This is a genomic window from Pantoea sp. SM3640, assembly GCF_015654165.1.
GTDB classification, from domain to species: domain Bacteria; phylum Pseudomonadota; class Gammaproteobacteria; order Enterobacterales; family Enterobacteriaceae; genus Pantoea; species Pantoea vagans.
Window position 1 is genome coordinate 2,111,440 of sequence record NZ_CP064872.1, and the last position, 13,881, is coordinate 2,125,320.

11 protein-coding genes are annotated in these 13,881 nt (G+C 56.8%); 5 read left to right on the forward strand and 6 right to left on the reverse strand.

What is annotated here, in order from left to right; all coding sequences use genetic code 11:
• Window positions 1-34 precede the first annotated feature (34 nt).
• Genes astB through IV493_RS09845 form a run of 4 tightly spaced genes read right to left on the reverse strand, consistent with a single transcriptional unit; the run spans window position 35 to window position 5,074 of the window.
• On the reverse strand, window positions 35-1,363 hold the full coding sequence (astB, locus tag IV493_RS09830; RefSeq protein ID WP_110331826.1) for an N-succinylarginine dihydrolase: 1,329 nt from the start codon (window positions 1,361-1,363) through the stop codon (window positions 35-37).
• Window positions 1,360-2,829, reverse strand: a complete 1,470-nt coding sequence (astD, locus tag IV493_RS09835; RefSeq protein ID WP_195857057.1) for a succinylglutamate-semialdehyde dehydrogenase — start codon at window positions 2,827-2,829, stop codon at window positions 1,360-1,362. The genes astB and astD overlap by 4 nt, the downstream gene beginning before the upstream one ends.
• Window positions 2,826-3,857: an arginine N-succinyltransferase gene (gene astA, locus IV493_RS09840; protein WP_013357661.1), complete on the reverse strand. Its 1,032-nt coding sequence runs from the start codon at window positions 3,855-3,857 to the stop codon at window positions 2,826-2,828. The genes astD and astA overlap by 4 nt, the downstream gene beginning before the upstream one ends.
• A complete protein-coding gene (locus tag IV493_RS09845) occupies window positions 3,854-5,074 on the reverse strand; it encodes an aspartate aminotransferase family protein (RefSeq protein ID WP_195857058.1) in 1,221 nt (406 codons plus the stop codon). Before IV493_RS09845 ends, astA begins: the two co-directional genes overlap by 4 nt.
• Window positions 5,075-6,000: 926 nt before the next feature.
• Between IV493_RS09845 and IV493_RS09850 the strand changes: the two genes are divergently transcribed.
• Entirely contained in the window at window positions 6,001-7,074 is a 1,074-nt protein-coding gene (locus IV493_RS09850) for a porin (RefSeq protein WP_304622255.1), read from the forward strand.
• A 76-nt stretch (window positions 7,075-7,150) separates the two neighbouring features.
• On the opposite strand, the gene IV493_RS09855 is transcribed toward IV493_RS09850, so the two are convergent.
• Window positions 7,151-8,707, reverse strand: coding sequence for a bifunctional diguanylate cyclase/phosphodiesterase (locus tag IV493_RS09855; protein WP_195857059.1), 1,557 nt, complete (start codon window positions 8,705-8,707; stop codon window positions 7,151-7,153).
• A gap of 605 nt (window positions 8,708-9,312) precedes the next feature.
• Here IV493_RS09855 and IV493_RS09860 point away from each other — a divergent pair.
• The 4 genes from IV493_RS09860 to IV493_RS09875 all read left to right on the forward strand — a co-directional run bounded on the left by IV493_RS09860 (window position 9,313) and on the right by IV493_RS09875 (window position 12,289).
• Entirely contained in the window at window positions 9,313-10,857 is a 1,545-nt protein-coding gene (locus IV493_RS09860) for a methyl-accepting chemotaxis protein (protein ID WP_033782908.1), read from the forward strand.
• Window positions 10,854-11,165, forward strand: coding sequence for a hypothetical protein (locus IV493_RS09865; protein WP_013357656.1), 312 nt, complete (start codon window positions 10,854-10,856; stop codon window positions 11,163-11,165). Before IV493_RS09860 ends, IV493_RS09865 begins: the two co-directional genes overlap by 4 nt.
• Before the next feature lie 335 nt (window positions 11,166-11,500).
• Window positions 11,501-11,995 carry a MarR family winged helix-turn-helix transcriptional regulator gene (locus tag IV493_RS09870; RefSeq protein ID WP_107319609.1) on the forward strand — a complete coding sequence of 165 codons (495 nt, stop codon included), beginning with the start codon at window positions 11,501-11,503 and terminating at the stop codon, window positions 11,993-11,995.
• A gap of 57 nt (window positions 11,996-12,052) precedes the next feature.
• Window positions 12,053-12,289, forward strand: a complete 237-nt coding sequence (locus IV493_RS09875; protein WP_033782905.1) for a hypothetical protein — start codon at window positions 12,053-12,055, stop codon at window positions 12,287-12,289.
• A gap of 154 nt (window positions 12,290-12,443) precedes the next feature.
• Here IV493_RS09875 and IV493_RS09880 read toward each other — a convergent pair whose 3' ends face one another.
• The gene (locus tag IV493_RS09880; protein WP_195857060.1) at window positions 12,444-13,766 is read right to left on the reverse strand and encodes a PAS domain-containing methyl-accepting chemotaxis protein; all 1,323 of its coding nucleotides are present in this window, start codon (window positions 13,764-13,766) and stop codon (window positions 12,444-12,446) included.
• Window positions 13,767-13,881: the final 115 nt, after the last annotated feature.

The window sequence follows — 13,881 nt, forward strand, 5'->3', positions numbered from 1 at the left end:
CCTGAGCAGGCGGCAGCCTGAGCTGCCGCCTCCTTCACTGCTGAAATGCATATACATTTCCCAAGTCTAGCAGCTTCGTCAGTTCATCCAGCGCGTCACGTCCCTCACGCAGCAACTGCGGGTCGACCAGGTCGGCCTGGGTAAGGCGATCGCGGTAGTGACGGTCAACCCAGTGATTCAGCGTATTGAAGAGCCTGTCGTTCATCAGCACCGCCGGATTGACTGCCTGCTGCTCCTGAGGCGTCAGCACCACCCGCAAACGCAGGCAGGCCGGGCCTCCCCCGTTATACATGCTTTCGCGCAGATCAAACACCTTCAGGGCTTTCAGTGGCGTATCACCTTCGACCTGTTCACACAGATAGCGCCAGACACCCGGATGCTGACGTGACTCTTCCGGCAGCACCAGCATCATGCTACCGTCAGGACGGCTGAGCAGCTGGCTGTTAAACAGATAGGTCTCTACCGCCTCTTTTACCGAGACCCGATCTGCTGGTACTTCCAGTGTCACAAAGCCGGGTACGCGCGCCCGAAGCTGCGCCAGCAGCTCAGGCTGATTAACAAAGGCGTGCTGATGACAGAACAGCATCTGCTGGTTGCTGACCGCAATCACATCGTTATGAAACACGCCCTGATCGATCACCGCAGGATTCTGCTGCGCGAACAGCACGCTTTCGGGTGAAAGCTGATGCAGACGGGCCACTGCCTCGCTGGCCTCACGGGTCTGCCGCGCAGGATAACGCTGCGGAGCGTTGCCCTCATGGCTGCTGTCACGGCCATAGACAAACAGCTGCACGCCGCGCTCGCCGTAGGCGCCGCCGAGCCGGTTGTGGTTAGCCGCCCCTTCATCACCAAACATCGCCACCTGCGGTAGCGCATCGTGCACCGCAAAATGGCGATCGTCGCGGAAGATGGAACGCAGCAGCCAGGCCGTTTCCGGCGCTTCCATCGCCCGGTGGAATTTGTTGTTAAGGTTTGCCACCGTCAGGTGAACCCGGCCATCCACGCTGTCCGCGGACGGCGAAACCGTAGCGGCATTGGCAACCCACATCGCCGACGCGGAGCTGCAGGCGGAGAGTAATCCCGGCGCGGTTTTGCCGGCTGCCGCCAGCACCTGCTCATCGTTGCCGCTGAATCCGAGCTGACGCAGCGCCGCAATATTGGGCCGCTCATGTGGCGGGATCACTCCCTGCACGTAGCCCATATCGGCCAGCGCTTTCATCTTCAGCAGCCCCTGCTTTGCCGCCAGACGGGGATTCGAGGGCTGCAGCTGGTTGCGGGTTGAAGCTTCGTTACCAAACGACAGCCCGGCATAGTGGTGCGTTAATCCCACCAGTCCATCAAAGTTGGCTTCGGTTGCCTTCATGATGTTTTCTCCGGCGCGGAGAAATCCAGGCCCGGCGACAACGTGGCGGGCAGCGTCAGGTCCGGCGTTTCCAGTGAGGCCATCGGCCAGGCGCAGTAATCCGCCGCATACCAGGCGCTGGCGCGATGGTTACCCGACGCCCCAATGCCGCCAAACGGTGCCGTACTGGCTGCGCCCGTCAGCGGTTTGTTCCAGTTGACGATACCGGCACGCGCTTCCAGCAGCAGCTGATCAAACTGCTGGCGCGAAGGCGAGATTAATCCGCACGACAAGCCGTAACGGGTCTGGTTCGCCAGCATAATCGCCTCATCAAAGGTGTCATAGCGGACGACGCCCAGCAGCGGGCCAAAGACCTCTTCATCCGGGATGCCCTGCACACCGGTTAAATCGATAATGCCTGGCGTCAGTATGGCGCTGTGGCGATCCGGCCAGCGCATCGCCAGCAGCACTTCGCCACCCGCCTCCACCCGACGTTGCCACTCACCCATAATCTTCTCTGCCGCGCCGGTGGAGATCACGCTGCCCATAAAGGGTTGCGGCTCAGCATTCCAGGCGGCCGGTTGCAGTCGCCCTGCCACCTCAGCCAGCCGCTGCAGAAACGCATCACCCGCCTCGCCGCGTTTAACCAGCAGACGCCGGGCGCAGGTGCAGCGCTGACCGGCGGTAATAAAGGCGGACTGCAACGTGATGTTGACGGCCGCATCCAGGTCAGCCGGTTCTTCTACAATCAGAGCGTTATTGCCGCCCATCTCCAGCGCCAGCATCTTCTCAGGCTGACCGGCAAACTGGCGATGCAGCTGATAGCCGGTATGGGCGCTGCCGGTAAACAGCAGGCCATCAATCTGGCTACAGGTGGCCAGCGCCTGACCGGTTTCACGTCCGCCCTGTAACAGCGCCAGCACGCCATCTGGCAGGCCCGCGGCCAGCCAGATCTCAGCCGTTTTCTCAGCGGTCAGCGGCGTCAGCTCACTGGGTTTAAAGACCACGCAGTTGCCTGCCAGCAGCGCCGGAACGATATGCCCGTTTGGCAGATGGCCGGGGAAGTTATAGGGACCAAATACCGCCAGTACCCCGTGCGGACGATGGCGCAGCGAGCTTTCGCCTTCATGCTGCTCACCGGTGCGGCTATGGTATGCCTTCACCGAAAAGCCGATTTTATTGATCATCGCGCCGACTTCAGTCAGCGCTTCCCAGCGCGGCTTACCGGTTTCACGGGCGATGGTTTCTGCCATGTCTGTTTTTCGCGCTTCAAGCCCGGCAGCAAATTTCTCTATGATCGCCTGCCGTTCCGCCAGCGGGCGTCTGGCCCAGGCCGGAAAGGCGGCTCGCGCCGCGTCACAGGCCGCCGTGACCTGCGCGGCCGATGCTGCCTGGCCCTGCCATAGCGTCTCGCCGCTGACCGGATCCGCTTTGGTCAGGATCTCCGCGTCGCCGCTCAGCCATTCTCCCTTTATCAGGTGCGTCATGCTGTTTTCTCCTCTTTGCAGAGCGTCACTACGCGCAGGCTGTCGCCCGGCTGGCAGTGGAGCGCCTGCATCTGTTCATCCGTGAGTTGCACGCTGTCGCCGTCGGCATGGGCCGGGATCAGCGCCACACGGAACTGGCGGTAATGGTTATTGGCAACCAGGCAGAGCGGCGCATCAGCCGGATTTTCGCCCGGCTCTGCGCTGCGCAGACGGCTTTTGCGTACGGCGCGAATGTGGTCGATATCACACTCCAGCGTCGGACCGCCATCAAAAATGTCGACATAGTTAAGGTAGCGGAAGCCTTCCGCCTCCAGCACGGCACGGGCCGGTGCGGTGTGTGGATGTACCTGTCCGATGACCGCCTGCGCCTCTGGCGTCAGGTAGTCGATATAGAGCGGATGCTTTGGCATCAGCTCCGCGATAAAGGACTTCTGGCCGGTGCCGCTGAGGAAATCGGCTTTACTGAACTCCATTGAGAAGAAACGGCTGCCGACGCTCTCCCAGAACGGTGAATGCCCCTGCTCATCGCTGACGCCACGCATCTCAGCCACCACCCGATTGGTGAAGCGTTCACGGAAACTGGCCATAAACAGGAAGCGGGACTTTGACAGCAGATAGCCGTTTTTGCCGTCACGGTAGTCAGGATCGAGGAACAGCGTGCAGAGCTCACTGCTGCCGGTGTGATCGTTACTCAGCGACAGGGTGGGCAGCGCAGCATAGACATTCAGCTCTTTCGAAGCGTGCACCTGGGTGCCGACGCGAAAGTTGTACCAGGGATCCTGCAGGCCGACCGCCACCTCAATGGCGCAGATGCCCACGGCGCGGTTATCTTCACTGTCCGCCAGCACAAAGACATAGCCCTGCTCTGCGCGCGGCAGCGTATCCTCCCAGGTCTGCAGCGATCGATCGATACGCGCCTGTAACGTGGCGCTATCAACGGGCAGCGAGGTCAGCCCGCCGCCGGTTTTACCGGCCAGCGCCATCAGCTGGCTTAAATCATCGCGTTCAACCGGACGGATTACCATCATGATGCGGACCCTCGTACCAGGCGTTCACACACCTCAGCAAAGCGTGCCATGCCGAGCTTCACTTCCTGCTCACTGATATTCAGCGCGGGGGCAAAACGGACCACGTTAGCCCCGGCAATCAGCACCATCACGCCCATCTCAGCGGCGGCCAGATTGATCTCTTTGGCTTTACCGGCATAGTCATCGCTGAGCACCGCGCCAATCAGCAGACCCAGACCGCGCACCTCTTTAAACAGATGCAGGCGCTGATTGATCTCATCCAGGGCCGCGACAATCCACCCGTGACGCTGCGTGACACCCGCCATCATGTCAGGCTGGTTGATCAGCTCCATCACTTTACCGGCGACCGCGCCCGCCAGCGGATTACCGCCATAGGTGGTGCCATGGGTACCGACGCCCATCACCAGCGCCAGATCGTCGCGGGTCAGCATTGCACCTATCGGGAAGCCGCCGCCCAGCGCTTTGGCGCTGGTGAGGACATCCGGCGTGACGCCATAATGCATATAGGCGTAGAGCGAACCGGTACGACCCACGCCGCTCTGCACTTCATCAAAAATCAGCACGGCCTGATGCTTATCACAGAGCCCACGCAGTCCACGCAGGAACGCTGGATCGGCAGGCAGCACGCCGCCCTCACCCTGGATCGGTTCAACAATGACGGCGCAGGTATGGTCATTAATCAGTTCAGCGGCTGCAGCCAGATCGTTAAACGGTGCATGCTGGATCTCAGGCGGTAGCGGCGCAAAATCTTTTGAGTAGGCGGGCTGACCACCGGCTGACACGGTAAACAGGGTGCGACCGTGAAACGCATTCTTAAACGCCACAATGCCACTTTTATGCGGGCCGACACGGTCATGTGCCACTTTACGGGCCAGCTTCAGCGCCGCTTCGTTCGCTTCCGCCCCGGAGTTACAGAAGAACACCCGGTCAGCGAAGGTGGCGTCGATCAACTGCTTCGCCAGTCGCAGGATCGGTTCGTTGGTGTAGCCATTACCGGTGTGCCATAACCGTGCGGCCTGTTCCTGCAACGCCTGCTGCAATGCCGGATGCGCATGCCCTAACGCATTAACAGCGATGCCACCGGCAAAGTCGATATAGTCTTTACCGTTTTGATCCCAGACGGTGGAGCCTTCTGCGCGAACCGGTATAAAGGTCGCAGGTGCATAAACCGGCATCATCCATTGATCGAAATCGTGACGTGAAACGTGCAGTGCCATAACCCACTCTCCTGCTTTACTTTACCGGCCAGGTAAAGCTTATGTTTTAAAATTGTTAAAGGATGTTGTAGTGCAGCCCTACTGTAGAGTGCAGTTAACGTGCCAGCCAGAGAATTAATGCATAAAATGGTCATCACAACGGAATATCAATGAGTTAGACGCTGACAATATTCAATTAATTTGCATATATAGTGAATAATTGTCTGATTGCAGCGGCAAAGCTGGGTTTTAAACAGCGGAATTATGCATTCGCGGGATGAAATATCGCTTTTGTGATCGCTGATAAATTATCTCTCCATGAAAACCCATTTCCTGCCCTGTTTTAGCGCAGTTTGCCTCTCACTGGTGCAGCGGTGGTCGCCGGATTTCGGCTGACCTAAGAGCGCTAAATAGCAAAACTTAACAAACTATTTTCATTTATCACGCCGGGCGGATTAATTTTCCCGCCTGTTATCGATTAATTAATGAGCAATGCGATGACACTTTAATCAGTATCGCGCAGATTATTTCTGATGTGATTATCGGGCGGGAAATAATATTTCTGAAAAGATGAACAGATATTAATATGCAGACTAATGATTAGAAGTGAATCCTTGTGAAATTATCACTTTCATAAAACTCACTATAATTAATACAGGGAGTGATGTGATTCAATTATATACAGTTAACTTATGGATTATAGTGTTTTTTTTAACTAATTTATTGATTATAATGTAGTTTTACACCATAACCCCTTGAGGTTTTATTAGAAGAAAATCTTATTACCTTGTCATTTAATCTTCTGTCCCCTGCTGTTATTCATTAGCTGAATATAGACATCACATTTTGTTACTTTTATTGCGCTTTGTAATTTTAACTTTTTGTGTCATTTTCATTTCACCCCGAAACAGGGGAATAATAATTAATGAATACAGGGTAATAATTAAATGATGAAGCGCACTTTACTGACGGCTATTATGCCGTTACTGATCGGTCTTTCTTCCGCACAGGCCGCAGAAATTTATAACAAGGATGGCAATAAGCTGGACCTGGTCGGCAAGATTAACGTGTCACACCTCTTTTCTGACGACGATAACAACAACGGTGATACCTCTTCTTATGCCCGTTTTGGTTTCAAGGGTGAGACGAAGATTACCGATCAGCTCACCGGTTATGGCTTCTGGCAGTATCAGTACAGCCTTCACAACTCTGAAGGCAGTGACGCACAGGCCACCAACCGTACCCGTCTGGGCTATGCTGGCCTGAAATTTGGTAAGGCCGGTGCGCTGGATTACGGACGTAACTATGGCCTGGTCTATGACGCGCTGAGTTACACCGATATGCTGCCGTTCTTCGGCGGCGATTCCGGTTATACCGACGCCTTCCTCTCTGGCCGCTCAACCGGCGTGCTGACCTGGCGTAACAGTGATTTCTTTGGTCTGGTAGACGGGTTAAACCTTGCTGCACAGTATCAGGGTAAAAACGACCGCAGCAGTAACATCGACGGCGTGCGTCGTTCGAATGGCGATGGTTTTGCCCTCTCCGCGTCTTATGACTTCGATTTCGGCCTGAGCTTCGCTGGCGCGTTTGCCAGCCTGGATCGCACCACGGCGCAGAACGCAGCCGCACACGGTGAAGGCGAAAAAGCCCAGCACTGGGCAACCTCAGTCAAATATGATGCGAACCAGGTTTATCTGGCCGCAATGTACGGCGAAACCCTGAACGCCACGCCGATCAGCGGCGGCTTCGCCAACAAAGCGCAAAACTTTGAAGCCGTGGCGCAGTATCAGTTCCTGAACGGCTTCCGTCCATCCGTGGGTTACGTCTCATCGAAGGGCAAAGAGATTGAAAATATCGGCGATGCCGACATCATTAAGTACACCGCCGTGGGTGCCACTTACTACTTCAACAAGAACATGTCGGTCTATGGTGAATACCGCATCAACCTGTTGAAAGATAATAACCCGCTCGGTCTGGCGACCGACGACATCACCGCGCTGGGTCTGATTTACCAGTTCTGATGAGACAGCAGGCCCGGCGCTTCCTGCCGGGCCTGTTTACTGACTCATGCCAGCCATAATCCGTTCTCACGCCAGTTTAGCCCAGCGCCCTGACTAAGTTAACCGCCACAGCCTCTTCCTCCATCAGCTCTTCCACGTTGGCCGACGCCAGCAGCGTGGTTGCCTGCCCGGCAGGCACCGGACGGCTGAATAGATACCCCTGACCATAATCACAGCCGCGTTTTCTCAGCCACCGCAGTGTAGCGACATCCTCGATGCCCTCTGCCGTAATCACCACATTCAGCCCCTGACAGAGCGCCAGCAGCGTTTCCACGACTTTACGCTGCTCCGACCCGGTCACAATTCCGGCAATAAACGTCTGATCAATTTTGATTTTGGTAATCCCCAGCCCCAGCAATACGGAGAGGTTGGAATAGCCAGTGCCGAAATCGTCCAGTACCACGCCAATACCGGCCTCTTTCAGCAGGCGGATCGCCTCGCGGGCATCATCAGAGATAGCCATAACGTTCTGTTCCGTGATCTCCAGTTCCAGCATGACCGGTCCGGCATGCTGCATGATGCGGGACAGACAGGTGGTCAGCGACGGTCTCAGCAGCTGCTCCGGGGTAATGTTCAGCGACAGGCAGAGCCCGGCAGGCCATGCCCGTGTTGCACTGACCGCATCCTGCAGCAGCGCCACCGTCATGCTGTCCATCAGCCCCAGCCGTTCCACCACCGGCAGAAACTCAGCGGGTGAAACCGTCTGCCCCGACGCGGTGATCCAGCGTGCCAGTATTTCAAAGCCGGTAATGTTTCCGCTTCGCAGCGACACCAGCGGCTGCAGAAAGGGAACGATGGCGTGGCCGCTGACGGCAGCAACGACCTCCTGCTCCAGCCTTTCCCGCTGGCGAAAGCGCAGCTCCATGTCTGGTGTGAATCGCGCCAGATGAGAACGCGTGTTCTGTTTAGCTTCGTACAGCGCCAGATCCGCCGCCCGCACCACATCGGCCTGCCCGGTGCAGGCTGAACTGGCAATGCCTGCAGAGAGACTGAGGAAGGTATGCGGGCCGGTCCGGATGGATGCTGCATGCTGACAGAGACTTTCAGCGGCGGCCAGCGCCTGCTCAGCCTGCGACGCCGCGGTTACGATAGCAAACTCATCCCCACCAATGCGAAACACCTGGCTCTGCGTGCCCGCCGAGGTGGTCAGCAGTCCGGCCAGCGCAACCAGCGTGGCGTCGCCCTGACGATGACCGTTCAGGTCATTGATACTCTTGAAATCATTGATGTCGAGCAGCGTCAGGGTATAAGGCACCTCGCCGGTATTCAGCGCAGCAAGGTGTGCGGTGAATGATCGGCGATTCATCACGCCGGTCAGCGCATCCGTGCCGGCCAGCCTGAGTGCGTTTTTTTCTGCACTCAGCGATCTGCGGACCAGATTCACGATAAACAGCGCCGGAATAATCATTGCCAGCCCGGCAAATGCAGTCGCAGTCAGGATAAAACGCACCCGCTCGCTGGTTTCGAAACCGGGATCGTAGCCCAGGCCCAGCAGGCTGGAAATCCGCGCCTCAAGCCCGAATTCCCACAGTATGGAGAGTAAAATGATGGTCGCAATATTCAGCACTGCGAGCCAGAAAAGTTTCAGGCGCATGCGTTCATTCCCGGTGATGGAGAGTGTCAGAGTGTTGTTTTAATTATCTGTAAAAACCCGGGGTGGATTTCTCATAGCCTGTCAGCTTAACTGCCGACGATAATCACCCCTCCGCTATTTCTGCTCATAGAAATCACGCGTTCTCACCCGCCTCGCGCCAGCACAACAGAAGACCTGCTCTGCGCGGCGCGTGCCGGTGACGTCATCAATATCGATGAGTGTTCTATCGGCAGCGGCGACCAGATTAACAGGCCGGTCCGGTTATATTTATGCATTACGACGGTTTCGACGGGTTATACGACCGAAAAGGCGGGACACTACACAGCGCGTCAGGATGTACTGTGAAAGGGACATTAACTTACGAATTAACAAGAACTTGCCCTGTTATCGCCACCGTAAGTCGTTGCGCAAATTTGCGTGACAGAGCCTGGAAGCACGACGCTTTTTTATTTATTTCCGGTGGTCTGATTGCATGGTAGACATTCCGGCATATCGTACTTTTATCGCACAAAACTAAATAGCACTCAATTTAGTTAAGTACAACCCTACAGAACCCTCTCCGGCTGCCGATACCGAGTTACCCAACGAACTCTTCTGGAAGATCGATGAAAATCTCAACGCGCCTTAGCGCAGGTTTTGGCCTGCTGATTTTGCTGTTTATTATTTGTGCCGGTACCGCGATTCAGGCGCTGAACAGCGCCCGTAATAGCATGGACGAGGTGGTCAATGTCCGGCTGAAAAAGTACCAGACCGTGCTGGATATGCGTGGCGGCGTGCGGGATATGGCCATTGCAGTGCGTAACCTGGCCCTGATGACCGATCCTGTTGCGATGAAGCCAGAATGGGAACGTCTGCAAAAACAGCGGGCGCTTTACATCAGCAATCGTGAAGCGCTGTCGCGCATGATGCAGACTGACGCCGGCCCCGCGGGACGCGAGGCGATGAGCAGAATTGAATCTGCCGAAGAGGCCGCGCTATCCACCCTGATGAACGCCGGAAAACTCGGGCTGGAAAACCGTCAGCAGGAGGTTACCGACTATCTATTAACCGTAGCGCGTCCTGCGCAGCAGACTCTGCTTAAAGCGATCAACGATCTGACTGAGCTGGAGATGCGCAACAGTCGGGATGCGGTGGTGGAAAACGGGAACGCTATCGCCCGTACCACCTGGATACTGATCATCCTGGCAGCGATCTCCGTGCTGGCTGCGGTCGCCACCTGCGCGTTTATTGTGCGTATGCTGATGCGTCAGCTGGGCGGCGAACCTGTTCAGGCACAGGCGCTGGCTGCCGCGATCGCGGCTGGTGATCTCACCTCCGCGGTTACGCTGCGCGGTGGCGACAGCACCAGCCTGCTTGCTTCGTTAAGCGGTATGCAGACCAATCTGCGCGGGCTGGTAACGCAAATCAAGGATGCTTCCGCTTCGGTGGCGCTGGCGGCCGATGAGATTTCCCAGGGCAACAGTGAGCTGTCATCCCGTACCGAGCAGCAGGCTGCTGCGCTGCAGGAAACCGCAGCGAGCATGGAGCAGCTCACCGCCACGGTAAAAAGCAATGCGGCGGGCGCGCATCAGACGGCGGGTTCAGCACGCGAGGCTGCCACACTGGCTCATGCAGGCGAAGCGGATGTTCAGCGCCTGTCAGAAACCATGCATGACATTTCGCTGAGTGCCGTGCGGGTGCGTGACATTACGTCGGTGATTGAGGGCATCGCTTTCCAGACCAATATTCTGGCGCTTAACGCCGCAGTAGAAGCAGCACGTGCCGGGGAAGACGGTCGCGGATTTGCCGTGGTCGCGGGTGAGGTCCGATCGCTGGCCCAGCGCAGCGCCACTGCGGCACGCGACATCAAGCAGCTGATTGAGCAGGCGGTGACGCAGGTCGAGGAAGGTGTCACGGTGGCCGCAGGAACTGGTGAGCGCATCCTGAAAATTGTCAGCCGCGTAGGTGAACTGGCCGATGCCATGGACAACCTTTCACTCTCCTCCGGTGAGCAGATGCAGGGCATCTCCCAGGTCAGCATTGCGGTGAGTCAGATGGACGGCGTCACGCAGAATAACGCCGCGCTGGTACAAGAGTCCTCTTCTGCGTCACAGTCCCTGCTGGCGCAGGCGCGCGACCTGCGTGGCATGGTCGGGACCTTCACCGTATGAACCCTTCCGGCGGACACCGTTCCGCCGATACGGCTGATCTTATCAGCCGTATCGGCGGGCTAAAACAGGACGTGGATATTCTGCTGCAGCAGCTCAGCGAAGGGGAGTATCTGAGCGTGGATACCTTCGCCAATAACTGGATACATCTGACCGAGCTTTACAGCCGGATTCAGGCGCACATGAGTGACCGCGCCCTGATGGATAAACTGGTGCGTAGCGACCTGCTACTGGCCGCTGACCTGCTGGCGGTGGGAAGAATGATTGCGGTCATGGATAACTTTCTGCGCTGCGCGGTCATTACCCGATGACCGGATCGTGGCGCTGACAGTGTGCGACATTCGCTTCTGCGTTAAACGCTGAAATGATGCGGCAAATTTCAGCCGATTTGCCCCTGGCGCACGTTGTGTGCCAGGGGCTACGCCCGGTTATGTTGACTTCAATTTAATTTGACTCAATACTGAGCCACCTTTCACACGGAGGCGCAGCCAACGGCTTTTCCTCTCGCCGCGAAAGCGCCTGAAAGTTAGGTGTCTGACACCCGACAAAAGATGCTGCCGCAGTCCGCATCTTCCCGATACACGCTTAGCAAGACTTCAGGGCTGACAAGCCACCGGTGGTCTGGCTCTCCTGCCCCGGACTGAGAATGAGTAAAGATATGAATGATGAAACCGCGGGGATCGCTGATACCTCTCCCGCCAGTGCAGCGCCTGAAACCATCGACCAGTTTCTCTGCTTTGCGCTCTACTCCGCATCGCTCGCCATGACAAAGCTCTATCAGTCGCGGCTGAAACCGCTGGGGCTGACCTATCCGCAGTATCTGGTACTGCTGGTGCTGTGGGAAAAAGATGCCCTGACCGTCTCCGATATTGGCGCACGCGTGCGGCTGGATTCCGGCACACTCAGTCAGCTTCTGAAGCGGCTGGAGAGCGCAGGCATCATCTGTCGGCAGCGTGACACCGGGAAGGATGAGCGCCGGGTTGTGGTCTCCCTGACGGAACAGGGCCACCAGCTCAAAGTCGCGGCGGCGGGCGTCCCGGCCGATATGGTCTCCGTAATGGATACCGCCTGCAGTGAGCTTGGTGAACTGACGACCCAGGTTGCCACGCTGCGGGAAAAACTGCTTAAGGCCCTGCCATGATGCTGGCTTTCGATAAACGTGCGGGCAGGCTGAATCACCGAAGCGTTGTCCGATCAGATGCTTTTCAGCAGAATTGCTGCACTGGAGTTTCTTTTGAGTACCGATAAACCAGCGGATATGGATGATGTCTATGCCGTGGTAGGACAGGCTGTTTCCAGCCTGCTGAAGTCAGGCAAGACGGCAGGCATACAGGAAATCATCGCGTTCCTGAAACAACAGGAAGCGCGATCGGTCAACGGCCAGAGAGAAGTTTACGCCAGAGCCGTTCGTGTCGTGACGAAACTGGTTAACTGACCCCTGCCGGGCTGAGCGACGCTTTTAAGGTAAGCGTCACAATCGCCATTCCTCATTCTCCTGTTCGTAACAACGCCGGACCTGGCCCAATGAATCCCTGTTCTTCAGGGGCACGCCTTCACCGGCCCTGTTTATCCGGCCGGTTCAGACGTCGTTATTCGCTATGCGCTGCCCGGGCAACGTCTCTGACGGCGCTTTCAACCCGCTCTGAATCTTTCTGAATGCTGGCTATCACTTCCCCCGCCTCACGCATCAACAGTACCCCCTGACCGGTGTTCGCCAGCGAAGTTTCAATTCCTCGCAGCACCTCTCTGGCCAGTTGATTATTCCCTGCTACCACCCGCTCAATTTCTTCGGTCGCACTGCTGACGCTGGCCGCCAGGCTGCGGACCTCTGCCGCCACGACGGCAAAGCTGCGGCCCGACGTGCCTGCGCGCGCCGCTTCAATGGCGGCATTCAGTGCAATAAGGCGGGTCTGCATGGCAAAGCGCCGGATGGTTTCAACCATGCCATCAATGCTGTCAGACTGGCTGTTCAGGCGCGTGACGTCTGCCGACACCACACTCATCTCTTCAGCAATCCGGCTGATCATCTGAATGCTGTTGTCGATAACATCCGCGCCCGCCTGTGCACTTCCCCGCGTCTGGACAGCCATGTTCCAGGCATTTAACGCCGCGTCATACTCCTGCTGATTACGCAGCACCTGTTCCGTCACATCGGTGGCGAATTTAACAATTTTAGTAAGCTGTCCATCGCTGTTGAATACCGGATTGTAAGTGGCCCTGAGCCAGAGCGGTTCGCCACGCCGGTTAAGACGGGGAAACTGGCCCGAAAAGAACTCACCCTGATTCAGCCTCAACCAGAACTGCCGGTACTCCTCACTCTGAGAGAGCGCATCCGAACAGAAAAGCCGGTGATGCTTTCCTATGACTTCGGCAGCCTGATAGCCGGTAGCCTTCAGGAAGTTATCATTTGCCTCCAGCACGTGGCCGTCAGGACGAAAGGCGATTACGGCCATGGAGCGGCTGATCGCATTGATAATCGACTCCTGCTCCAGTGATGACTGCATTCTCTCTGAAATATCCGCGGCTATTTTCACGATTTTGAAAACCCGTCCGCGCCGGTCAGTCACCGGAATATAGCTTGCCTCCAGCCAGACTGGTCGCATGCCTTTAGCCAGCCGCAGATATTTATCACTGAAGCTTTCACCTGCCGCCAGACGCTGCCAGAAACGGCGATATTCTGGCGAGTTCACCAGCGCGGGCGGACAGAACATGCTGTGATGCTGACCAACAATTTCGTCCGCCCGGTATCCCATGGCCGCCAGAAATAGCGGGCTGGCTTTCTGAATAATGCCCTCAGGCGTGAACTCAATCACGGGCATAGCGCGCCCCAGCGATCGGAATGACGCGGCGGCGTGCAGGCCACGCTGACGGAGAAAAGAAGGGACAAGATATTTCAGTAAACTCAGGCGCATCAGCAGGACCAGTAAGCGGTGGAATTGCTTTTGTTATCGGCATATTGCCGGCGTCCCTTACGCATCGCTGCGATAGTTGCGGCTGATGATTGCAACACGATGTTACTACTGACAC

Coding starts and splice junctions, on each gene's coding strand:
- astB (WP_110331826.1), bottom strand. CDS start 1,363: ATGAAGGCAACCGAAGCCAACTTTGATGGACTGGTGGGATTAACGCAC.
- astD (WP_195857057.1), bottom strand. CDS start 2,829: ATGACGCACCTGATAAAGGGAGAATGGCTGAGCGGCGACGCGGAGATC.
- astA (WP_013357661.1), bottom strand. CDS start 3,857: ATGATGGTAATCCGTCCGGTTGAACGCGATGATTTAAGCCAGCTGATG.
- IV493_RS09845 (WP_195857058.1), bottom strand. CDS start 5,074: ATGGCACTGCACGTTTCACGTCACGATTTCGATCAATGGATGATGCCG.
- IV493_RS09850 (WP_304622255.1), top strand. CDS start 6,001: ATGATGAAGCGCACTTTACTGACGGCTATTATGCCGTTACTGATCGGT.
- IV493_RS09855 (WP_195857059.1), bottom strand. CDS start 8,707: ATGCGCCTGAAACTTTTCTGGCTCGCAGTGCTGAATATTGCGACCATC.
- IV493_RS09860 (WP_033782908.1), top strand. CDS start 9,313: ATGAAAATCTCAACGCGCCTTAGCGCAGGTTTTGGCCTGCTGATTTTG.
- IV493_RS09865 (WP_013357656.1), top strand. CDS start 10,854: ATGAACCCTTCCGGCGGACACCGTTCCGCCGATACGGCTGATCTTATC.
- IV493_RS09870 (WP_107319609.1), top strand. CDS start 11,501: ATGAGTAAAGATATGAATGATGAAACCGCGGGGATCGCTGATACCTCT.
- IV493_RS09875 (WP_033782905.1), top strand. CDS start 12,053: ATGCTTTTCAGCAGAATTGCTGCACTGGAGTTTCTTTTGAGTACCGAT.
- IV493_RS09880 (WP_195857060.1), bottom strand. CDS start 13,766: ATGCGCCTGAGTTTACTGAAATATCTTGTCCCTTCTTTTCTCCGTCAG.